We start from the raw sequence: 21,384 nt of genomic DNA, 5'->3' as shown, positions 1-21,384 counted from the left end.
CGCGCACGCGGGGCCGAGGCGCGTCGCATAAAAGGCGTGCGCGGCGCCGCGCGGCGGCCCGGAAGGAAACCGCCTGGACGGCGACGCGTCCGCCCAAGCGACGTGCCTCGCGTCCCGCGGGAGCGGCGCGCCGGCCCCAACCCGTAGCCCGACCTCCCGGGGAGGCAGCCCCGCGCAGCGGCACCCCGCCCGCGAAGCGGGCGAGACTCGGCGCTCAGCCGAGCCGCACGACACCGTCCGGCGTAGCCGCCGCCACGACGGGGCGGTCGTGCGCCTCAGCCGGCACGTTGAGGCCGACCTCGTCGGGATAGAGCAGCACGCACGTGAACGTCCCGACCGGCACGCGCCCCAGCGCCCGGTCGTAGGACCCGCCGCCGCGTCCCAGCCGCAGCCCCGACGCCGACACCGCCAGTCCCGGGACCAGCACCACGTCGGCCCAGGCCACGGCGTCGACGCCGTGCCGTTCGCCGGCGGGCTCCAGCAGCCCCCGGCGGGCGGGGACGAGGGAGTCGCGGCCGCGGTAGGTCGCCCAGTCGAGGTCGTCGTCCGGCTTCAGCACCGGCAGCAGCACCCGCTTGCCCGCGTCCAGCAGCGCGTCGAGCAGGGGAGCGGTGCCGGGCTCGGAGCCGAGGGCGACGTACGCCGCGACGGTGCCGGCGCGTCGTACCTCGGTGGTGGCCAGCAGGTGGGCGGCGATCTCGCGGGCCGCGGTCCCCACCTCGAGCAGCGTCATCCGGTTGCGGGCGGTGAGCAGCTGGTCCCGCAGGGCCACCTTGGCGGCGTGCTGTCCGGGGGAGTCCGGGTCCGGGTTCTGGGGCATTTGCCGCGGGGCCACGCAACAAGCCTACGATCGGTGGCATGGGAAGCGCAGGGTTGAACCGGGCACGCGACAAGATGCGCGATGCCGGGGTGGATGAGGTCGCGATCGAGACGTTCGCGCACTACTACCGGCTGCTGGAGCACGGCGAGACGGGGATGATCCCCGAGTCGAGCATCGAGCCGGTCGACATCCCCTCGCTCTCCGAGGTGAGCGTGTCCGAGGAGGACGCCGCGGAGGCGATCCGCCGGACCGCCGTCATCAAGCTCAACGGCGGGCTCGGCACCTCCATGGGCATGGACCGGGCCAAGTCGCTGCTGTGCGTGCGCCGCGGGCTGTCGTTCCTCGACATCATCGCCCGCCAGGTGCTGCACCTGCGCAAGGTCCACGGCGCCCCCCTGCCGCTGATCTTCATGAACAGCTTCCGCACCTCCGCCGACACGATGGCCGCGCTGGCCCGCTACGAGGACCTCGCCGTCGACGGGCTGCCGCTGGAGTTCCTCCAGAACAAGGAGCCCAAGCTGCTGGCGAAGGACCTCTCGCCGGTGTCCTACCCCAAGGACCCCGACCTCGAGTGGTGTCCGCCGGGCCACGGCGACCTCTACACCGCGCTGCGTGGCACCGGCCTGCTCGACCGCCTGATCGAGGCCGGCTACGAGCGCGTCTTCGTCTCCAACTCCGACAACCTCGGTGCCGTCCCGGACCCGCGGGTGGCCGGATGGTTCGCCACGTCGGGTGCGCCGTTCGCGATCGAGGCCGTGCGCCGCACCGCCTCGGACAAGAAGGGCGGCCACTTCGCCCGCCGCAAGAACGACGGCCGGCTGGTGCTCCGCGAGACCGCCCAGACGCTCCCGGAGGACCAGGCCGCGCTGGCCGACCTCGACCGCCACCAGTACTGCTCGACCAACAACCTGTGGTTCGACCTCGTCGCGATGCGCGACGTCCTCGACGCCCGCGACGGCGTCCTGGGCCTGCCCCTGATCCGCAACGTCAAGACCGTCGACCCCGGCGACAAGACGACGCCCGAGGTGATCCAGGTCGAGACCGCGATGGGCGCGGCGATCGAGGTGTTCGAGGGCTCGCAGCTGATCGAGGTCGGGCGCGACCGGTTCGTGCCGGTGAAGACCACCAACGACCTGCTGGTGCTGCGCTCCGACGTCTACGACATCGGCCAGGACTTCGTGCTCGACCAGGTGAGCGTCGAGCTGCCCTACGTCGAGCTCCACGGCGACTTCTACAAGCTGGTCGGCGACTTCGACAAGCGCTTCCCCGACGGTGCGCCGTCGATGCGCAAGGCCTCCGCGCTCAAGGTCGACGGCGACTTCACGTTCGGCCGCGGCGTCCAGGTCGTGGGCGAGGTCGAGCTCGCGGCCAAGTCGGCCCAGCGGGTCGAGGCCGGCACCGTGCTGAGCGAGGCTGAGCCGACGGATGGCTGAGGACGTCACCACCGTCGAGGACCACCTCCGTCGCATCCTCGACGCGGTCGCGCCGCTCCCCGACTACCCGCAGCCGCTCATGGAGTCCCTCGGGCTCGCGGCCGCCGAGGACGTCGTCGCGCCGATCCGGCTGCCCTCCTTCGACAACTCCGGCATGGACGGGTACGCCGTGTGCCAGGCCGACGTCGCCTCGGCCGCGGCGGAGTCCCCGGTGCACCTGCCGGTGGTCGGCGAGATCGGCGCCGGCCAGGCCCGGCTGCTCGCGATGTCGCCCGGCACGGCGGTCAAGATCATGACCGGCGCGCCGGTGCCGGCGGGCGCCGACAGCGTCGTCCCCTACGAGTGGACCGACCGCGGCGTCGCCCAGGTCCGCATCGACAAGGCCCCGAGCCCCGGGCAGCACGTCCGCCGGGCGGGCGAGGACGTCGAGGAGGGCGACGTGCTCATCGAGCACGGGACCGTCCTCGGGCCGCGCCACATCGGGCTGCTCGCCTCGGTCGGGCGCGCGACCGTGCGCTCGCGCCCGCGGCCCCGCGTCGTGATCCTGTCCACCGGCTCCGAGCTGCGCGAGCCGGGGACGCCCCTGGGCCACGACACGATCTACGACGGCAACTCCTACCTCCTCGCCGCCGCCGCGCGGCGGGCCGGTGCCATCGCCTACCGGGTCGGGATCGTGCCCGACGAGCCGCGGGCCTTCCTCGACGCGCTCGACGACCAGCTCGTCCGCGCCGACCTCGTCGTCACCAGCGGCGGCGTCTCGCAGGGCGACTTCGACGTCGTCAAGGAGGCGCTGCGGCCGCTCGACACGATGTGGTTCGGCGGCGTCGGCATGCAGCCGGGCAAGCCGCAGGGCTTCGGCACGGTCGGCGACGACGCGACCCCGATCTTCACGCTGCCGGGCAACCCGGTGTCGTCGTACATCTCCTTCGAGGTGTTCGTGCTGCCCGCCATCCGCACGATGATGGGCCTCACGCCCGTCTCGCGCCCGACCCGGCGCGCGCGCCTGACGCACCCGATCTCGTCGCCCGCGGGGCGCCGGCAGTTCGTGCGGGGCGACTTCGCGGTCGACCGCGGCGGGCCGTTCGTGACGCCGGTGGGCGGCCACGGCTCGCACCTGATCGGCGACCTCGCCTCCTCCAACGCGCTCGTCGTGGTGCCCGAGGACGTCACGTCGGTGCCGGCGGGCGAGCAGGTCCAGGTCCTGTGGCTGGACGAGGAGTTCTGATGAACGACCGGCTCACCCACGTCGACGAGTCTGGCGCCGCCCGGATGGTCGACGTCTCCGGCAAGGCCGTCACGGCGCGTACGGCGACGGCCTCCGGCCGGGTGCTCGTGTCCGCCGACGTCGTCGCGCTGCTGCGCGGCGCCGGCGTCCCCAAGGGCGACACCCTCGCGGTGGCCCGGCTCGCGGGCATCATGGGTGCCAAGCAGACCCCGGCGCTGATCCCGTTGTGCCACCCGCTGGCGATCTCCGGCGTCACGGTCGACCTGGCCGTCACCGACTCCTCCGTCGACATCGCGGCGACGGTCCGGACCACCGACCGCACCGGCGTGGAGATGGAGGCCCTCACCGCGGTCTCGGTCGCCGCGCTCACCGTCGTCGACATGGTCAAGGCGGTCGACAAGGGCGCGGTGATCACCGATGTCCGCGTCGAGACCAAGTCCGGCGGCAAGTCGGGGGACTGGGTGCGGACCGACCGATGAGCATGCGCGCCGAGGTCGTGGTGGCCTCCAACCGGGCCGCGGCCGGGGTCTACGCCGATGAGACCGGGCCGCTGATCGTGACGTTCCTGGCCGAGCTCGGCTTCGCCGTCGACGAGCCCGTCGTCGTGCCGGACGGGGAGCCCGTCGGCGCCGCGATCGCGGCCGCCGCGGCCGGCGGCGCGCGCTGCGTGCTGACCACCGGCGGCACCGGCCTCACCCCGACCGACCGCACCCCCGAGGTGACGCGCGCGCTGCTGGACTTCGAGGTGCCGGGCATCGCCGAGGCGATCCGCGCGTACGGCGTGGCCCACGGCATCCCCTCGGCGGTGCTGTCCCGCGGCCTGGCCGGCGTGGTGGGCTCGTGTCTCGTCGTGAACCTCCCCGGCTCCCGCGGTGGGGTCAAGGACGGGCTGGCGGTGCTGCGGCCGGTGCTCGTCCATGCGGTCGAGCAGGTCGTGGGGAGCGACCACTGAGCGGCGGTCCGCCGAGGAGTGCCTGGCCAGCCTGGCTCTCCTCGGGCGACGTGACCCTGCGACCCCTGGCGGCCCGCGACGCCCGCGCGTGGCGTGACGCCCGCCGGCGCAACGCGGCCTGGCTGGCCCCGTGGGACGCCACCGTCCCGCCCGGTGCCGATGCCCGGCCGAGCTCGTTCCGCGCGCTGGTCCGGCGCTTGCGCAAGCTCGCGCGCCAGGGATCGACGTACCCCTTCGCGCTGGTGGTCGACGGCCGGTTCGCCGGGCAGGTCACCGTCAACAACGTGGTGCGCGGCTCGGCACAGTTCGCGTCGGTCGGCTACTGGCTGGACCGGGACTTCGCCGGCCGCGGCGTGATGCCGACGGCCGTGGCGCTGGTGATCGACCACTGCTTCACGACCGCCGGGCTGCACCGGGTCGAGATCGCGATCCGGCCGGAGAACTCCAACTCGCTGCGGGTGGTGGAGAAGCTCGGCATGCGGGAGGTCGGCTACGCCCCGCGGTTCCTGCACATCGACGGGGCCTGGCGCGACCACCGGATCTTCGCGGTGACCGTCGAGGAGTGTCCCGAGGGGATGCTGGCCCGGCTGCAGGGCGCCGGAACCTGAGAATCACATGAGTCCCACGAGTCATTTCGCGACACACGTGTAGACATCCGCACCGTCCTGCGCTAGCGCACCTAACCTCTGAACCGTGGACCTCAGCTCGTGGATCTTCGTCGCCCTCGCCGTCGCGTGGGCCGTGTACCTCGTCCCCAAGGCGCTCCAGCACCATGAAGACGTGGTCCGGAGCCGGTCCGTCGACCGCTTCTCGCACACGATGCGCGTGCTCGCACGCCGCGAGCCGGTCAGCACCCGCAACGCCCGCCTGGTCGTCCAGCCGGGTCGCAGCACGTCGGCCCCGGTCGTGACGACCAAGGCCACCCACGCTCCCTCCGCTCCCGAGCACGCCGCAGCTGCGCCTTCCCCTGCGCAGCTCCGTGCCCGTCGTGACGCCGCCAACGCCGCGGCCCGCCGTCGCCGTCGCGTGCTCTCCGCGATCCTGGTGGTCAACGCCGTCGTCATCGGCCTCGCCGCCTTCGCGGTCGTCCCGTGGCTCTCGGTGGCCGCGCCGGTCGCGCTGCTCGTGGCCTGGCTGGTCGCCTGCCGCCTGATGGTCAGGCGCGAGCAGGGCGTGGCCTCGCCCTCGCGCCGCCTGCCGCTGGAGCCCGAGGAGGAGGACGAGGAGACCGCGCCGGAGAAGGCGCCGGCCGACCCGGTCGCTGGGATGGCCATGCCCGTCACCATGCCCGTGAACATGGACGACACCTCCGAGATGGCCGCCGCCCGCATCGACCCGACCCTGTGGGACCCGGTGCCGGTCACCCTCCCGACGTACGTCACCAAGCCCGCCGCCACCCGCCGCACCGTCCGCACCATCAACCTCGACGACTCCGGCGTGTGGACCTCCGGCCGCACCGACGCCGACTACGCCATCGCCCGCGAGGCCGAGGAGGCCGACAAGGCCGCCCGTGCCCGCCAGGCCGAGGGCGACGACCACCGCGCGGTCGGTTCCTGAGTCCTGTCGGGATCACCGGTTCACCGGCGATCCCGGGCGTTCTGGAGGGTTGCAACCCTCCAGAAGGTCAGGGAGTGCCCGGGAAGTGGTGCGCTAGCCTCCGCGCATGAGCCTCGTCGAGCTGTCCCACTCGCGCACCTTCCCGACGACGGTGGAGGCGGCCTTCGACCTGGTGCTGCCGATGCCGCTGACGCAGCTCTTCGCCCGCCGGTACGTCGCCATCCCGCCGATCACCCGCGTCGACCAGGACGGCACCTGGGGCGTGCTCGGCCAGCAGCGCACGATCCGCACCTCCGACGGCGGGTCGATGCGCGAGACCCTCACGACCCTCGAGCGGCCGCACCGGTTCGGCTACGAGATCGACGCGATCACCGGGCCCAACAAGGCGCTGGTCGCCGGTGTCCGGGGGATGTGGACCTTCGCCGAGGCCGGCACCGGCGTCGAGATCACCTGGGCCTGGACCATCACCCCGACCCGCGTCGGCGCCCTGCTGATGCCGGTCTTCGGGCGGCTCTGGCAGGGCTACGCCCGCCAGGGCATGGAGGAGATCGAGAAGGCCCTGAAGGCCTGAGGGCGGCCTGACGCGCCCGTGCCCAACCGATTGGGAAGCGCCCCGCACCGGGTGCTAACCTTCCCACCGCGTCTTCGGGCGCACTGGGGCTGTGGCGCAGTTGGTAGCGCGTCTCGTTCGCAATGAGAAGGTCAGGGGTTCGAATCCCCTCAGCTCCACCAAGCACCAACCCCGTCCCACCAGCGGAAACACCGCGGCAGGGGCGGGGTTTCGTCTTTGTCAGTCGGCACCCGTCCGCTCCTGCGCACCCCCCGCGCCCCCCGGAGCGTTCAGACGCTCGAGTCCGGCCCGATCGGCCGACGATCCGAGGTGGTGCAGGTAGATGTTCGTGGTGGCGATCGAGGCATGCCCGAGCCACGCCTGGACGGTCACCGGGTCAACCCCCTTGGCCAGCCACAGGCAGGCACCCGTGTGCCGCAGGTCGTGGATCCGTCGACCCAGCGCCACGGTCGACCAGGCGACCGTCCGCTTCACCGCCGAGGCGTGCAGCTGGTGCCCGGTCCTCGTCGTGAACAGCAGGTCGTCGGGGCCCTTGCCCTCGGCGCAGGCCAACACCAGTGGCAGCACCCTGTCTGCCACGGGCACGCGCCGGCTCTTGCCCGACTTGGTCACCTTCGCCTCGCCACCCTCGGGAGCGGCCCGGCTCACGAGCAGCACTGGGAGCGGCACGCGTACGAAGTCACGCACTCGGACCTCGCGCAGCTCCGACCAACGCAACCCCGTCCATGCGGCGACCAGCAAGACGTCTGCCAGCCGCTGGTCGCGCGCGGCGGCCCCGGCGTAAAGGGACTCCAGCTCGTCCTCGCCGAACGGCCGGATCTCCGTGCGGATCCCACGCCCCTTCGGCGCCCGCGTCCCGGTCACCGGGTTGGAGGCGATCATCCTTTCCCGCACTGCCCAGGCGAAGAACGCCGACAGCGAGGCCCGGAGCCTGCGCACCGACGACTCCGCAAGGCCCGATGCGTTCAGAGCGATCAATGCCCGGGTGACCTCCCGGTCTGTGACCGCCCCGACCTGCAGCGCGGCGAGGGCGGGGGGAACGAGCCGCACCAGCGCAGCATCCGCCGTGTAGGTCTTCCGCGACACCGAGCTGGCCCGCTCCTCCAGCCACTCCGGCAGCAGGGTTCGTACGGTCCGCCGACCGGCACGCGGATCGACGCCCCCAGCCAGCGCCGCTCGCTCGCGCGCCACCCACGACAGGGCCTCTCTCCTGGTGTCGAACGTGCGGCTCCCCACCTGCTGGCGTCCGGACTTCACGACCCCGCGCCACCGTCCGCCCGGCGTCTTCCGGACGCTCACGACATGCTCCGTTCCAGCCACTCGAGCACGTCCACCTCGCGGTAACGCGGGCTTGCCTTGCCCAGCCAGAACACCTTCGGTCCGATTCCCTGCGATCGCCAGCGGCTCAACGTCGAAGGATCCAGGCCCAACGCGTGCGCCACCTCCGTCGTTGTGAGCATCCGCGGCAGGCCGTTCAGGCCCACACCTAGTTTCGTGTAGCTGGTCTCGTCGGCCATCTCCTTGTCCTTCCTCATGACTCTCGACTCCGTCCGTTCGTGCGCTGCGCCGCCTTCCACTGGTCGTGCTCGCGGGCCCGTGCGGCTGCAGCGGTCGCGAGGACGGTTTGGGCGTCGGTGGGCCAGCCGGTGCCGGCGTAGGTCCACTGGCCGATGACGAGGGTGGTGTCGTGCTCGTCATCGGCGAGGAGGTCGGCCTCGAGCGCGGCGAGGTCGATGGGTTTGCCCTGGGCCCTGCTGCCGGCGATGAGGGTCTGGGCGCGTCGTCTGGCCCGGCGGAGCGCAGTGAGGGTGATGGAGTAGCGGCGGGACTTGGTGCCGAAGTGTCCGCGGAACCCGAGCATGTGGGTCCAGTCGTCGAGCTTGGCGTAGCGCTCGTCACCGGTTGCCCCCGCGGTGGCCCTGGCGCGGATCGCGAGGTCGCGGGCCGTGGCGCGGAGGCGCCGGTGGTGCGGATTCGAGCCGGTGTCGGGGGAGTCGTGGTCGTCCGCGGCCTTGGTGGCGTACTTGGCCAGGTAGCCGGCGACCTGACCGGGGGTGAGGCCGCGGTCGGGGTCGTCGGGACGAGAGCGGGTGGTCACGGGGCGAACGTCGACCTGGCGTCCGTAGGCGAGCCTGCGGGCGGGGTCCTGGTGGTCGACGCCCGCGACGGTGAGCCGCACCCCGGCAGCCGCATCGCGGACCAGATCGGCCAAGGCGGCAGCGCCGAGTTCGCCGGGCGCCTGGGCGAAGCCGTCGGTGCTGCTCGGGCCGTCGAGGCGGATGAGGGCGTGGAAGTGGATGACCCCGCGGCGTTGGTACTCCGCGACCTTGGCGTACTGCACGGTCGCGACCTCGCCGAGCCGGGTGGCCGGAACCCCGAGCGCCTTCGCCACAGATCTGCGCAGGGCGATGGTGAACCGCTTCCACAGCTCGGGTGCCCACCACTGCCACACCAGGTGGGAGCCGTAGTCGTAGCAGCACGGGCACAGCGACTGCCCGAGCAACGGGTCGTCGACGTCGTGGCGGGTGGTGCAGGTGGTTGGAAGACCGTGCCGGCACCGCGCCGGGCCACCAGCTGGGCCGTGGGGGCGGCAGGGCCGGCCGTCGCGGTGGCCGTGGACGTGCCCGAAGGAGGGGGCGGTGAGGGTGGCGAAGACCAGCGGGTTGTCCGCGACCGTGTCCGGGACAGTCTTGCCACCGGCGATCCCGGCCCGAATCAGCTGGAAGGTGTCCGCGGCGTAGACCCGGGAGCACGACGGGCACACCGAGGCGCGGCGGTTCCCGCACCGCACGTGGGTCACGCCGAGTGGTTCCTCGGCGCTCGAGTAGCGGGAGAGGACCTCCCCGGTGGTGGCATCCAAGGTGAGGCTCTGGCCGTGCAGCCGGACCGGGTGGGCGCAGTTCCCCACTCGAGCCAGCGCGTGGGACCAGTCGTCGAAGTCGCCGGCGACGACCAGATCGGCGAGCTGGGCCTCGAGCCGTGGCGAAAGTGCCTGCAGCTCAAGGGGCGCGTGTTCGCCGTACCCAGGGAAACGCGCCCTCGAGGAAGCGACACCAGCAGTGCTCTCGCTGTGCATCGGGCCTCACCACCGTGGGGGTGTGCCACGCGGCTAGTGCGACCCGCCGCGCGGCACACCCGGCATCGGGAGGTCACGATCAGTGGTGAAACAGAGTCCTCGACACCGGGGTCGCGCAGCGCCGAGACCAGACCTACGGTTCGCGGACGGTGCGATTCAGTCTTCGTGTCAGTAACGGCGCGCAGAGTGTGTGGCAAGAAGCCAGGGTGGGGAGCCGACCCCCGGGCATAAGCCCATCAGTGTCAGGTGTGGAGTTGTCCGCTGCCAGCGAGCATGACACCGGCCACCGACAACCCCAAGGCCGAAAGCCCGATTCGCCAGAATCTGTGGATAGACCGCCGATCAGAGGGTTCCGTGGGGCGCATCAGGTGGTCGAGTCCCCATGAGAGGCATCCGCTCATGCCGACGTCCGGGTTACCGGATCTGCCGCTGAGGGCGCAGTCCGTCCGTTGCGGTCTTTGGCTACAAAGGGAACCTTCGGTGCCTTGCCGGCATCTATGTATTACGTGGATCAGTGGGAGAGCCTCTGGAGGGCATCAGGGTGGACGAGGAAGATTTTCGGGCGTACGCGTCCCTGCGCTGGACGAGACTGGTGCGTGCCGCGGCCTTCCTTGGGAACGACCGAGAGCAAGCCGAAGAGCTCGCTCAAGATGTCCTACTGAAGGTGTACCTGTCTTGGGACAAGGTCATGGGTGCGCGGAGCCCCGACGCGTACGTGAATCGAATCCTGCTGAACGCGTCGCGGCAGTCCAGCCGGGCGCGGAGAAGGCGTGGAATGCCGTATGTCGTCCTGCCAGAAACGGCCACCGAAGACTGCACGTCGAATCTGGACACAAGTGTGGTGCTTCGGGAGGCGATAAGGCGCCTCCGTCGGCAGCATCGCGAACTGATCGCGCTGCGCTTCTACGCCGAGCTATCTCTAGCCGAGATCTCTGAGGTCCTTGGGATACCGGAGGGCACCACGAAGAGCCGGCTCTCGCGCGCCCTAGATGCGCTTTCGATGGACCAGGCATTGTCAGCCGCTGCAAGGGAGATGACGTGAACACAGCGAGAATCGTGAGCCTTCTGCACGAAGATGCCGCACGTACTGCGGATTCCTTGGCACCCCTAGATCGAGTGGTCGAGCGCGGGCGGGCGATCACGAGACGGCGGATGATGATTCGCCGGGCCAGCGGCTGGGTTACCGGCGGGACCGTCGTTGCGGCGTGCGCCGGGCTGGTTCTTGCTAGCGGGTTGCACTCCAGATCGTCCATGACGCCGGAAACGGAGGCCTCATCGGGCAAGGGAGGTACGTCGGTCACGAATGCTGGAGGCTGTGATGGCACGTCCGTTCGTTTGCGGCAGGGGCAGCGTCACATTCGAATCCTGCCGGCCCGACACCAGGTGACCTTGACCTTGAAGGCTGACACGGCTGTTCACGTCGAGAGGACCGGTCCGTGTGGACGAGATGTCCTGCTGTCCTTGGAGAATTTCGCCGTCTTGAATTCTGGAACTCCGGTGCTGAATCCTTCGGCTTTCACTCCTCGAGCGGGCTCAGCTGAATTGTCGGTACACCTTCCCACTTGCGCTGGAAACTCGACATTGTCGTGTCGCGGGAGCATGGGCCTGGTGGTTCGTTACTCAGTGCACGTCAAGCGATAGGAAGGTCGCGGCTCCCTGGGCGAGACCAAGGATCTCCGGTTCGCCAGAGCGCGGTAACGGTTGGGACGGACGCTCGTCGGCGAGAGGTCAGGAGTGCCGCCTGATAAGTGCGCTTCGGGCCGGAGCCGGGAAGCTTCCATCTCGCGGATGACGGGCGTGAGGTCAATGAGTTGCTGCCGGATGTCTCGGGCCAGGACGTGGTGTCGGGTGACATCGATTTGGCCAAGAGGCACTGATCTACCGCATTGAGTAGACACGCGACGAGCGCTTAGGTTCCCGAGGCCATGTAGGCCGCTAGCACGTAGTTGGGGTGCCGGTCCAAATTCTGCCGAGCGCGGTCGTAACGCATGGTGGTCCTCGGGTCGGCGTGCCTGGCGGCGATCTGCACGTCGCGCAGGTCGACCCCGGCGTCGAGCATTGTGGTGACGAAGGTGTGTCGGAGCATGTGCGGGTGCATCCGGACGGTCGAGACGCCGGCAGTCCGGGCGAGGGCGCGGAGCCTGCGAGTGGCGCAATGGCGATCCATTCGGCTGCCCGTGCGGCTCCTTAGGATCGGGCCACACAGCCGGCCGTCGACCGCTCGCTCGATCGCCCGCCCCACTGCGGGCGGCAGCGGGACCAGCGCGACCTTGTCGCCCTTGCCAAGGACGCGAAGCACGCGATGTCCGTGGACTTCCTCGAGGGCCTCGATGTTGGCGCCCGTTGCCTCGAAGATGCGCAGACCGAGGAGGCCGAGCATCGTCACCAGGGCGAAGTCGTTGACGTTGGAAGATCGCCTGCCTGCAGTGAGCATGGCCTCGAGCTGCAGGTGGCTGAGGCCGAGCGTGGGCGATTCTGCGGAGACACGTGGGCGCCGTACATACTCCGCGGGCGAGTGCACGAGGACCCCGTCGATGACGCACGTGCGGTAGAAACCAGCCACTACCGACAGCCGGCGCGAGACCGTTGATGGCCTGTAACGGCCGATCTCCTGCATCCAACGGAGGAACAGCTCGATATGGGGGCGCTGAGCCGCCAAGGGATCCAGTCCTTGTCGGCTGCACCAATTGACGTAGCAGCGTAGGTCTGACTCTGTGTGGACCCGAGACTGTCCCTTGAATCGCGCGAGGTAGGCCGCGATGGCAATTCGAAGCGTTGCGCTGGCGTCGTCGCCAGGAACGAGCAGTTGGGCGGTAGTCATCTCACAACTGCGTCACTCGCCTTAACCGTCGTCAACGCGGCAGATCCGGATGGACGGAAGCATCGCCAAAACGTCCGGAGCTCCTATCAGCCGCGCCCTGACGGGGTGACCGCAAGGACGGAGGGGAGCTCAGCCGGCGAGGCCGCGGGAGACAATCCCGGTCTGCCTGGCTGTCTCACCGTCACGTCGTCGCGCACGTCAAACGTCCAGCCGTCAGGGCCCAGAGTGGCGGTCACATGGCCGGAGACATCGTCGAGGAGGCCGAAGTAGGGCAGGAGAAGGACGCGCTCGAGGCTCCTCCAGGAGAGGGTCTTGGCGCTTCGCTCAAAGCCCCTGGAGGTGCAGAACGCAACTGCTTGGTCACTGACTGCGATCACTTCGCCACTGGCGCGATCGGCGATCTCGAGCCGGACCCGTCCCCAGCCATCATCGGCGGTGAGCTCGTAGACGCCGCGGGCGCGACGTCGCCGGTCGGGGCTGGCCTTCCATGGACTGGCCCAGTTGTAGGTGAAGCCCTGTTCCACCACGTGCTCGTAGCAACTCTGGAACTGGTCGGGGTCCCAGTCGCGGTAGCCGGCCAACTGACGTACGGCCGTGTGTACCACCTCCAGCACCAGCCGCGCCCGGTCCCGGGTGTCGAGTTCCCCCACCGACGCCGCCGCGTGGATCTCGCCCATCTCGCCCGGGAGGCTGTACGGCTTCTCGGGCCATACGGCGACGTGGATCTCGTTCCGACCCTGGCTCGCGCGACGGCCGCCGTGCTCGTCCTCCGGGAACCATGGCGTCAACAGCAGCTTGGACTTGAAGCCGTCAACGTCCAACGCTCGAAGGCCCTGACTGTACAACTCGCACACCGGCCGACTCGCGCGCAGAAACGCATCCTTGGCGGGAGTGCTCCGAGGCCAGTTCATGAGGCGCTCGGGGAACCCAGTCGGCGGGTACACCACGACGTCGGTGAAGCGAGCCATGCCGCATCTTCACACGTGTGAGGCCGAGCTCTTGTTCAAGCGGCCCTCCTGCGCCGCTTGAGTTTGCCCGCCTCGACTCACGCCGGACGGTGGAGCGCGTCGAGGCGTGAGAGGTGCTCGGCGCTGAGCCGCATGAGTGCGCGCTCATCGGCATGAGCGTGCGTGCACCACGGCGGTGCAACTGATCTATCTGCGCGAGCGCAGTCACTGAGCGCGCCATTGGGCCGTTGAAACGCGGATTCCGTGCACCCTAGGCTCGGGCCATGCTCGAGCTGCATCGGTTCGACCTGGACGCCATTGCCACGGCGCTCTCGGATCAGAACGACTACGAGCACCAGTGGCTGGTTGATTCCGCGAGCGGCGAGCTCGTGTTGTGGACGTCTGACACCGGGATCGATGGGCAGAACCCGATCGAACTCGACGAGCTCGACGAGAAGCTCGTGGCCATCAGCCCGCTGCCGTCCTCAGTCTGGTACCGCGACATGGCTGACTTCGCTGATGCCGTGAGTGACGAGACGGCTCGATCGGCGCTGACGAGTGCGCTGGACGGTCGTGGCGCGTTCCGGCGCTTCAAGAATGAGCTGTACGAGAACCACCCAGACCTGATCTCGGCGTGGCATGCCTTCAGGGACGCGAGAGGCGAAGGCCGAGCAGTGGAATGGCTGGTCGACAACCGCCTCGTCGATGGCAACGCTGCCCAGGACTTCCTGTCCGGACGGCCCGAGTCGAGTCCGACCTGAACGTCGAGTTCCAAGCTCGGCGGTTACGACTTTCCTTACTGGCTCAAGGCGCGCCTTCGGCGCGCGGCGGGGCCCAGCGCTGCGGGCGGCGCTGGCGCGCCGTCCTCGCGCACCCCACGTCAGCCTCCTGGCCCGCGGACCAGGGAGGGTCGTCGACCCGATCGGAATCGTTTGCCCGACGCCGGTCGGGGTCAAGGGCGCAGAGCGTCGCTCCGCGATGGCCTCCGGCCACCCCTGACCCCGACCGGCGTCGCGCAAGTGGGCTGGCTATCGGGACGACGACGGGAGTGTGCCGACCGCAAAAAGGAAAAAGGTGGGCACCCCGCGCGCACCCCCGACATCCTGAGACAGGCAGTCTCGACACGGATTTCACGGAGCCGCACGCGGCCGCACGACGTGGTCGGGGCCGGGCAAGCCTTCGCAATGAGAAGGTCAGGGGTTCGAATCCCCTCAGCTCCACCACGAGGCCCAGGTCGCTGACCTGGGCCTTTTTCGTTGGCGCGGCTCGACAGGGTTCGTCATGTCTCCCCGCCCCCATCGTGCCCCCTCGCGTGGCTCACCCGGGCCATTGCCGATGTCGGCCGGCCAGCAGGAGCCTTGGGTGATTGGTCCGAACTGGAGGAAGGCAGCGACCTCATGAAAAGGGCAACTCTCTCGCTGGCGCTCACCGTGATCCTCGGGCTCTGCGGCGCCGGCCTCGCAGCACCCGCATCCGCGGCCGGCGGAGCGCTGGCCGGCACCTGGACGTCGGTCGACACGGACGGAAGCACCCAGATCTTGAGCATCGTGGGCTCGGGAAGGCACGCCTACTCGGTGGTCTACTACGACGAGTCCGCCACGAGCGCGTGCGGCGGCAACCCCGCGCAGATCTCCGGCCCTGGCTTCGTGTCTGGCAACGACCTGGTCACGACCGGGGCTCTCGTCTGCCTGCCCGGCGGCAACGTGTTCAGGTCGCGCATCACCCTCGGCTATGCCTACGACGCCGGCAGCGACACTCTGACCGACGACTTCGGGATCGTCTGGCACCGGGCCTGACGGGTCACGGCCCCGGCGTCGGCACCACGCGTGACGCCACGACGAGCCCGGCGGTCCAGCCGGGCGCCCGTCCGTGCACCGGGGGTCCGAGTGGGGCGACGTCGTGGCCGCTGCGCGCCAGGAGCCACGAGACGAGCGAGTTGGAGTTCCACATCTCGCCGGCGCCGAGGTCGTCCCGGCCCCACGTCGCGTTGGGGAACGACGGCAGGAGGGCGAGAAGGCGCTGTGCCCGGCCCGGGTCGGTGCTCAGTCGCTGGGGGCTGTCGACGGCCTCGTCCACGTCCGGGATGACGCCGTCGCGCCAGCAGTGCACCTCGTAGCGGAACATCCGCGAGCGACTGAGCCAGCCCAGCCCGACCGGCCCCTCGCACACCACGCCCCGGTCGGGGTCGTCGAGGCTCCACACCGGCGCCATCTCGATCACGAACGCCTCCGACCCGAGGCACACCTCGAGCGCCGCGTGGTAGAGGTCGCAACGCTCGCGGCGCTCGAGCAGGGCGCTGACCCACTCGTAGATCCGGCCGTTGGTCCGCACGCAGTGCGTGTTGTCGCCGGCCCCGAGCGGCAGCCAGTAGAGGTCGACGCTCGCGGAGGTCGGCTGCCCGTCCGTGGCTACAGCCAGGTCACGAGGCGTACGACGGTGCCGCCGGTCGACGAGCGCAGGTGCACCAGGTCGCACAGCTGGTGGGCGAGGTAGACGCCGCGGCCACCGGTCCCGTCGAGCGGCGGGGTCTGCCGGCCGACGAGCGCGTCGGTGATGACGCCGTCGTCCTCGAACTGCACGAGCATCGCACCCGGCTCGCGCCACAGCCGCAGCACGCCGCGCCCGCCGCCGTGCTGGATGCTGTTGACCGCGATCTCCCAGCCGGCCACGGACAGGTCCTCGAGGCGTTCCCCGGTGACCCCGCACGACGCCCCGAAGTCCTGGAGGGCCGTGCGGACGAGGGCGGCCGAGGGCGCGTCGTAGGCGAGCGTCCGGGCGTCGGCGGGCGGCGCGGGCAGGGGAGCGGCGAAGGTCCGGTCGACGAGCAGTCCGTCGTAGGACGAGGTGGTCGTGAAGCCGTCGTGGTCGTAGCGCAGCGGGTGGGTGCGCAGCGACTCCGCGACGACGTACGCCGGGAGCCCGGTGATGTCGTAGGGGCAGACCAGCAGCCAGCCCGGCCCGTCGTCGAACTGCCGGTTGAGCAGCAGCTCGTGGAGCCGGCACTCGTCGAGCTCCTCCGGGCGCCGCCCGGGCCAGGCCGGCTCACCGACCCCACGCATCGCCCTCCCGGCCTCCTCGCCGAGGGACACGAACTCGGCCCAGAGGGCGATGATCCGGGCCGGGTTGGCCCCGGCCTCCGTCATGTCCAGCCACTCGACCCGACGGGCGTCGCCACCCAGGGCGTCGCGCAGCTGGGCGAGACGACCGGTCGGCTCGGCGACCAGGACGGCCTCGTCGCGTTCGACGCCGTCCCGGACGAATCCGCCGACGAGGTCGAGGAACTCCGCGTCGTCGCGGTAGCACAGCGTCGCGTGCTCGAAGCGGGGCGTGGCCTCGTGTGCCAGGGCGCTCATGCCGCACTCACCCCGGGTGCGGGGTCAGGGCAGGCCGCGCACTTCTGGAGAGGGCCGCTGGCCGCCGAGTGCCCGGTTGCGACCCGGGGAACGCGCACCCTTCGAGAGTAGTCCCGATGTGCGTGGGAGTCACCCGTTGGGGCCACACCAATCAAGGCCCGGATGGCACGGATGTGCCGGGGGTTCCCCGCGGGGCGCGGCCGGGGGATAGGCTGGGTGCAGCAGCGACCCTCATCTCGAGGCTCGCAGGCCCCACGCTCATCGCGGACCATCGGTTCCGGGATGTCGGTCTCCATGTCAGGTCCCGGAGATCGGGTGGATCGAGTAGCGCCGCCGGACCGTCTTCCTGGCTCAGTCCGCTCGGCGTCTCGTCGCTCCCGGTCGCGGGGCTGCCTGCAGCGCTGCTACCGGCCGTGGCGTGGCGCCACGGCATCCGGAGGAGGAGTCTTGGCTCGACGAGGCCAGCGTCAGGGGGGCGGTGTCCGCACCGCCCCGCGCAACCAGCGGCGTGCCCGCAACCTCGACAACGAGGGCGTCATCCCGGTCCTCGCGCGCGCCGTGCGCGAGGTCGAGGCCGGCGCCCAGCGAGGCCCGGTCAACCCGTCCGGCCGCGCCACCTTCCAGGCCCTGGCCCAGCTGGTCCGCGAGGAGCGGGCCCGGGTGAAGGCCGACGAGGAGGGCACCGAGGCGCACCGCGCCGAGCAGCTCAAGCGCCTCGACGGCATCGCCACGATCATGGCCAAGACCGCCGCCCGCGACACCTCCCTGCTGCAGCTCCTCGCCGAGGACGCCGTGGTCACCGAGTCGGCCCGCTCCCGCAAGCGCGAGATGCTCAAGGCCGCCGGCATGGAGCCCACCCCGGACCCGGTCGCCCCGACCGAGCCCAGCGCCGCGCCGCCGCAGAACGAGAAGCGCGTGCTGCCGCAGTCCGTGGTCTCGCGCCAGCTCGCCAACCCCTTCCTCGTCCCCGACTTCAGCGCCGCCGAGCAGCAGCCCCGGCCGCGCACCGGCCGCCTCGCCTCGTGGGAGCTCCTCGGCCCGCTCTTCCGCTCCTTCGAGTACGGCGGCTCCTCCTCGTGCATGCCGCTGCCCGAGCCGACCTCGCTCCGGGCCCCCGGCGGCCACGAGCTGATGCCGCACCAGGCCGGGGTGGTGGCCGCGGCCGCCAACGGCCACCGCACCTTCCTGCTCGCCGACGAGCCCGGCCTCGGCAAGACCGCCCAGGCGCTGCTCGCCGCCGAGGCCGCCAACGCCTACCCGCTGCTGGTCGTCGTCCCCAACGTCGTCAAGACCAACTGGGCGCGCGAGGCCGGCATCTGGACCCCCAACCGCACCGCCACCGTCATCCACGGTGACGGCCACACCATCGACGGCTTCGCCGACATCGTGGTCGTCAACTACGAGGTGCTCGACCGCCACGTCGGCTGGCTCGGCGACTTCGGCTTCCGCGGCATGGTCGTCGACGAGGCCCACTTCATCAAGAACAAGACCTCGCAGCGCTCCCAGCACGCGCTCCAGCTCTCCGAGCGGATCCGCACCCGCACCGTCCGTCCGCTGCTGATGGCACTGACCGGCACCCCGCTGATCAACGACATCGAGGACTTCCGGGCGATCTGGCAGTTCCTCGGCTGGATCGACGACAAGAAGCCGCTCCCCGCGCTGATGGCCGCGCTGGAGGAGACCGACATGACGCCGGCCGACTTCGGCTTCTACCCCGCCGCGCGCAACGCCGTCATCGACATGGGCATCGTCCGGCGCCGCAAGGTCGACGTCGCCGCCGACATCCCGGCCCGCCGGATCGCCGACCTCCCGGTCGAGCTCGACGACGAGGCCGGCCGCTCGATCCGGGCCGCCGAGCGGGAGCTCGCGCGTCGCCTCGTGCACCGCTACGAGACCGCGCTCGCCACCCGCACCTCCGGGATCACCGTCGAGGGCATCGACCACGAGCTCGTACGCCGTGTGGCGACGTGGGAGCGCGAGGACACCACCACGACCAAGTCCGACGAGAACGTCTTCACGATGATGCGGCGGATCGGTCAGGCCAAGTCCGGCCTCGCCGCCGACTACGCCGCCCAGCTGGCCCGCAACGTCGGCAAGGTCGTCTTCTTCGCCAAGCACATCGACGTCATGGACGCCGCCCAGGAGCTCTTCGACAAGCGCGGCATCCGCTACTCCTCGATCCGCGGCGAGCAGTCGACCAAGGTCCGCCAGAAGAACATCGACGACTTCGTCAACGACCCCGACGTCGCGATCGCCGTCTGCTCGCTGACCGCCGCCGGCGTCGGCCTGAACCTCCAGGTCGCCTCCAACGTCGTGCTCGCCGAGCTGTCCTGGACCGACGCCGAGCAGACCCAGGCCATCGACCGCGTGCACCGCATCGGCCAGGCCGAGCCGGTCACCGCCTGGCGGATCATCGCGGCCCAGACGATCGACACCAAGGTCGCCGAGCTGATCGACAGCAAGGCCGGCCTGGCTGCGGTCGCCCTCGACGGCTCGGACGAGGAGATCTCCTCCTCCGCCGACGTCCAGCTCGAGGCGCTCGTCGCCCTGCTGACCGACGCGCTGACCGAGAAGCTCGGCCTGGGCGCGTGAGTCAGCCGCCGAGGAGCGCGAGCACCTCGGCGGTCGGGCGGACGTCGCCGAACGAGCGGTAGACCGTGTGCAGCGTGGCGTTGTGCGTCGCGTCGTCGACCGCCGCGCACGCGTCGGCCACGAGCACGACCTTGTAGCCCAGCGTCGCGGCGTCCCGGACCGTCGACTCCACGCACACGTTGGTGACCGTGCCGGTCACGATCACGGTGTCGACCGACCGCTCCGCCAGTAGGTCGTGCAGGTCGCAGAGCCCCGGGAAGAACGCGCTCGGCACGCTCTTCTCCACGTGCAGGTCGCCCTCCCGTACGCCGGCCTCCGCGGCCGGCTCGCCGCCGGACGCGGCGTACAGTGTCGCCACGTCCGCACCGTAGAACGCCACCGCCGCGGGCGTCGGCGGGCCGGACGTCGGCCGGACCCAGGCCACCACGCCACCGGCCTCGCGCACGGCCGTGGACAGGGCGCGGACCTGGGGCAGGATCCCGGCGCAGTAGGGGTTCTGCTCGACGAAGAACGGCACCACGTCGACCACGACCAGCGCGGTCCGGGCCGGTACGAGCGACTCGTGGGCGAAGCGCCGACCCCGCCGGGACTCGTGCCGGGCGTACTCCCGCGGCGCGATCCGCCACTCGTGCAGCACGGCGCTCACACCGTCCGTGACGACAGGATCCGGGTGACCTCGATCCGGATCGCGACCCGGCTCGGGTTCTCGCGGGGGACCTTGTAGCGCGCGGCGTACATCGCGACCGCCCGCGCCACCGACGCCGGGTCGGCGACGACCACGCCCGTGCCCTCGAGCGTCGACCACCGGGCCCGGTCAACCTGGCACGCGGCCACCGGCCCCGGCGAGGCGAGGTGCGCGGCCTTGCGCGACGAGCCGCCGGTGATCACCCAGGCGCACCGCTCGTCGTGGTCGAGCGCGACGCCGACGGGCACGACATGCGGCCGCCCGTCGGGGCGGACGGTCGTGAGCGTGCACAGGTGCCGCTCGGTCCAGAACGCCAGCAGGTCGGGCGGGAAGTCGTCCCAGTCAGGGGTCCACGAGGTCACCGGCGCCATGGTGCCACCGGCTACCGTCGCCGTCATGCAGCCCTTCGTGCGTGTCCTGTCCGCCGGCCTCGACACCGCCCTGGACCGGACGGTCGCGCCGGGCTACACCCGGGTCGGCCTCGCCGTCCGCCGGCACCTGCCGACCTGGCCCGCCGACCCGGCCCCCGGCTCGATGGCTGGCAAGGTCGTCGCGGTCACCGGCGCGACCTCGGGGCTCGGCCTCGCGACCGCCGAGGGCCTCGCGACGCTCGGCGCCGAGGTGCGCCTCGTCGTGCGCGACCCCGACAAGGGCGGCCGGGTCGTGCGCCAGATCGTCGGCCGCGTCCCGGGCGCCCGGCTGCACGTCGACCGGTGCGACGTGGGTGACCTCGACGACGTACGACGCTTCGCGGGCGAGCTCGGCGCCGACCGCGTGGACGTGCTGGTGCACAACGCCGGGGCCATGCCGGCCGAGCGCACCGAGTCGGCGCAGGGCCACGAGCTCACCATGGCGCTGCACGTCCTCGGGCCGGTGCTGATGACCGAGCTGCTCCGCGACCGGATGGCCGGCGGCCGGACGGTGCTGGTGACCAGCGGCGGCATGTACGGCCAGCGGCTGCGGGCCGACGACCCGGAGTACCTCACCGGCGACTACTCGCCCACGACCGCCTACGCCCGGAGCAAGCGTGCCCAGGTCGAGCTCCTGCCGGTCCTGCAGGACCGCTGGGAGGGCATCGACGTGCACGCCACCCACCCCGGCTGGGCCGACACCCCGGGCGTCGTCGACTCGCTGCCCTCCTTCCACAAGGTCACCGGGCCGTTCCTGCGCGATGCCGTCGGCGGTGCCGACACCACGGTCTGGGTCGCGGCCGTCGAGCCGGCCCCGCCCGGCGGACTGCTGTGGCACGACCGGCGTGCGCGGCCCACCCACCTGCTGCCCCGCACCCGCACCGGCGACGCGGAGCGCGACCGGATGTGGGCCTGGGTCGAGGAGAGCCTGGGTCTGTAGAC

General features: G+C 71.1%; 22 protein-coding genes and 1 tRNA gene. 13 read left to right on the top strand and 10 right to left on the bottom strand.

What is annotated here, in order from left to right; genetic code table 11:
* Positions 1 to 214: 214 nt before the first annotated feature.
* Positions 215 to 835, bottom strand: coding sequence for a 5-formyltetrahydrofolate cyclo-ligase (locus EJF31_RS17555; protein ID WP_260430930.1), 621 nt, complete (start codon positions 833 to 835; stop codon positions 215 to 217).
* 23 nt (positions 836 to 858) lie between these two features.
* Here EJF31_RS17555 and EJF31_RS17550 point away from each other — a divergent pair, with 23 nt between their 5' ends.
* The 8 genes from EJF31_RS17550 (at position 859) to EJF31_RS17515 (ending at position 6,719) form a co-directional block, all read left to right on the top strand.
* On the top strand, positions 859 to 2,253 hold the full coding sequence (locus EJF31_RS17550; protein ID WP_125038410.1) for a UTP--glucose-1-phosphate uridylyltransferase: 1,395 nt from the start codon (positions 859 to 861) through the stop codon (positions 2,251 to 2,253).
* Entirely contained in the window at positions 2,246 to 3,478 is a 1,233-nt protein-coding gene (glp, locus tag EJF31_RS17545) for a gephyrin-like molybdotransferase Glp (RefSeq protein WP_125038409.1), read from the top strand. Before EJF31_RS17550 ends, glp begins: the two co-directional genes overlap by 8 nt.
* Entirely contained in the window at positions 3,478 to 3,957 is a 480-nt protein-coding gene (gene moaC, locus EJF31_RS17540) for a cyclic pyranopterin monophosphate synthase MoaC (protein WP_125038408.1), read from the top strand. Before glp ends, moaC begins: the two co-directional genes overlap by 1 nt.
* Positions 3,954 to 4,430, top strand: coding sequence for a molybdenum cofactor biosynthesis protein B (locus EJF31_RS17535; RefSeq protein WP_125038407.1), 477 nt, complete (start codon positions 3,954 to 3,956; stop codon positions 4,428 to 4,430). The genes moaC and EJF31_RS17535 overlap by 4 nt, the downstream gene beginning before the upstream one ends.
* Before the next feature lie 50 nt (positions 4,431 to 4,480).
* Positions 4,481 to 5,038, top strand: coding sequence for a GNAT family N-acetyltransferase (locus EJF31_RS17530; protein WP_307718981.1), 558 nt, complete (start codon positions 4,481 to 4,483; stop codon positions 5,036 to 5,038).
* A gap of 85 nt (positions 5,039 to 5,123) precedes the next feature.
* On the top strand, positions 5,124 to 5,987 hold the full coding sequence (locus tag EJF31_RS17525) for a hypothetical protein (protein ID WP_125038406.1): 864 nt from the start codon (positions 5,124 to 5,126) through the stop codon (positions 5,985 to 5,987).
* Positions 5,988 to 6,093: 106 nt separating this feature from the next.
* A complete protein-coding gene (locus tag EJF31_RS17520) occupies positions 6,094 to 6,558 on the top strand; it encodes an SRPBCC family protein (protein ID WP_125038405.1) in 465 nt (154 codons plus the stop codon).
* 85 nt (positions 6,559 to 6,643) lie between these two features.
* A tRNA-Ala gene (locus EJF31_RS17515) sits at positions 6,644 to 6,719 on the top strand.
* A gap of 58 nt (positions 6,720 to 6,777) precedes the next feature.
* Here the strand turns inward: EJF31_RS17515 and EJF31_RS17510 are convergent.
* The 3 genes from EJF31_RS17510 to EJF31_RS17500 are packed head-to-tail and all read right to left on the bottom strand — an operon-like array spanning position 6,778 to position 9,634.
* Entirely contained in the window at positions 6,778 to 7,857 is a 1,080-nt protein-coding gene (locus EJF31_RS17510; protein WP_125038404.1) for a tyrosine-type recombinase/integrase, read from the bottom strand.
* Complete coding sequence (locus EJF31_RS17505; RefSeq protein WP_125038403.1) at positions 7,854 to 8,075, bottom strand: AlpA family transcriptional regulator; 222 nt, start codon at positions 8,073 to 8,075, stop codon at positions 7,854 to 7,856. Before EJF31_RS17505 ends, EJF31_RS17510 begins: the two co-directional genes overlap by 4 nt.
* Before the next feature lie 14 nt (positions 8,076 to 8,089).
* Positions 8,090 to 9,634 (bottom strand): replication initiator, encoded by a 1,545-nt coding sequence (locus EJF31_RS17500; protein WP_125038402.1) that lies wholly within the window; start codon positions 9,632 to 9,634, stop codon positions 8,090 to 8,092.
* A 514-nt stretch (positions 9,635 to 10,148) separates the two neighbouring features.
* Here EJF31_RS17500 and EJF31_RS17495 point away from each other — a divergent pair.
* The gene (locus tag EJF31_RS17495) at positions 10,149 to 10,676 is read left to right on the top strand and encodes a sigma-70 family RNA polymerase sigma factor (protein ID WP_185736332.1); all 528 of its coding nucleotides are present in this window, start codon (positions 10,149 to 10,151) and stop codon (positions 10,674 to 10,676) included.
* Between the two features lie 867 nt (positions 10,677 to 11,543).
* Here EJF31_RS17495 and EJF31_RS17490 read toward each other — a convergent pair.
* Together EJF31_RS17490 and EJF31_RS17485 are read right to left on the bottom strand one after the other, a co-directional pair.
* Entirely contained in the window at positions 11,544 to 12,251 is a 708-nt protein-coding gene (locus EJF31_RS17490; protein WP_260430929.1) for a tyrosine-type recombinase/integrase, read from the bottom strand.
* Positions 12,252 to 12,541: 290 nt separating this feature from the next.
* Complete coding sequence (locus EJF31_RS17485; protein ID WP_125038399.1) at positions 12,542 to 13,423, bottom strand: hypothetical protein; 882 nt, start codon at positions 13,421 to 13,423, stop codon at positions 12,542 to 12,544.
* Positions 13,424 to 13,686: 263 nt separating this feature from the next.
* Between EJF31_RS17485 and EJF31_RS17480 the strand changes: the two genes are divergently transcribed.
* Positions 13,687 to 14,163: a UPF0158 family protein gene (locus EJF31_RS17480; protein ID WP_125038398.1), complete on the top strand. Its 477-nt coding sequence runs from the start codon at positions 13,687 to 13,689 to the stop codon at positions 14,161 to 14,163.
* Between the two features lie 636 nt (positions 14,164 to 14,799).
* A complete protein-coding gene (locus tag EJF31_RS17475; protein ID WP_125038397.1) occupies positions 14,800 to 15,198 on the top strand; it encodes a hypothetical protein in 399 nt (132 codons plus the stop codon).
* A gap of 4 nt (positions 15,199 to 15,202) precedes the next feature.
* On the opposite strand, the gene EJF31_RS17470 is transcribed toward EJF31_RS17475, so the two are convergent.
* Both EJF31_RS17470 and EJF31_RS17465 read right to left on the bottom strand, forming a co-directional pair.
* Complete coding sequence (locus EJF31_RS17470) at positions 15,203 to 15,733, bottom strand: hypothetical protein (protein WP_260430928.1); 531 nt, start codon at positions 15,731 to 15,733, stop codon at positions 15,203 to 15,205.
* A 77-nt stretch (positions 15,734 to 15,810) separates the two neighbouring features.
* Positions 15,811 to 16,755 carry a sensor histidine kinase gene (locus EJF31_RS17465; protein ID WP_125038396.1) on the bottom strand — a complete coding sequence of 315 codons (945 nt, stop codon included), beginning with the start codon at positions 16,753 to 16,755 and terminating at the stop codon, positions 15,811 to 15,813.
* Positions 16,756 to 17,202: 447 nt separating this feature from the next.
* Between EJF31_RS17465 and EJF31_RS17460 the strand changes: the two genes are divergently transcribed.
* The gene (locus EJF31_RS17460; RefSeq protein ID WP_125038395.1) at positions 17,203 to 19,347 is read left to right on the top strand and encodes a DEAD/DEAH box helicase; all 2,145 of its coding nucleotides are present in this window, start codon (positions 17,203 to 17,205) and stop codon (positions 19,345 to 19,347) included.
* A 1-nt stretch (position 19,348) separates the two neighbouring features.
* On the opposite strand, the gene EJF31_RS17455 is transcribed toward EJF31_RS17460, so the two are convergent.
* Both EJF31_RS17455 and EJF31_RS17450 read right to left on the bottom strand, forming a co-directional pair.
* Positions 19,349 to 19,993 (bottom strand): cysteine hydrolase family protein, encoded by a 645-nt coding sequence (locus tag EJF31_RS17455; protein WP_221767626.1) that lies wholly within the window; start codon positions 19,991 to 19,993, stop codon positions 19,349 to 19,351.
* Positions 19,990 to 20,430 (bottom strand): pyridoxamine 5'-phosphate oxidase family protein, encoded by a 441-nt coding sequence (locus EJF31_RS17450; RefSeq protein ID WP_260430927.1) that lies wholly within the window; start codon positions 20,428 to 20,430, stop codon positions 19,990 to 19,992. The genes EJF31_RS17455 and EJF31_RS17450 overlap by 4 nt, the downstream gene beginning before the upstream one ends.
* Between EJF31_RS17450 and EJF31_RS17445 the strand changes: the two genes are divergently transcribed.
* A complete protein-coding gene (locus EJF31_RS17445) occupies positions 20,429 to 21,382 on the top strand; it encodes an SDR family NAD(P)-dependent oxidoreductase (RefSeq protein WP_125038394.1) in 954 nt (317 codons plus the stop codon). The two genes, EJF31_RS17450 and EJF31_RS17445, sit on opposite strands and share 2 nt — an antisense overlap.
* The last annotated feature ends 2 nt before the right edge of the window (positions 21,383 to 21,384 follow it).

Source organism: Nocardioides sp. LS1 (assembly GCF_003865225.1).
GTDB lineage: Bacteria > Actinomycetota > Actinomycetes > Propionibacteriales > Nocardioidaceae > Nocardioides > Nocardioides ginsengisegetis.
The sequence above is the reverse complement of the archived record's forward strand: the minus strand, read 5'-3'. Positions and strand labels throughout refer to the sequence as shown.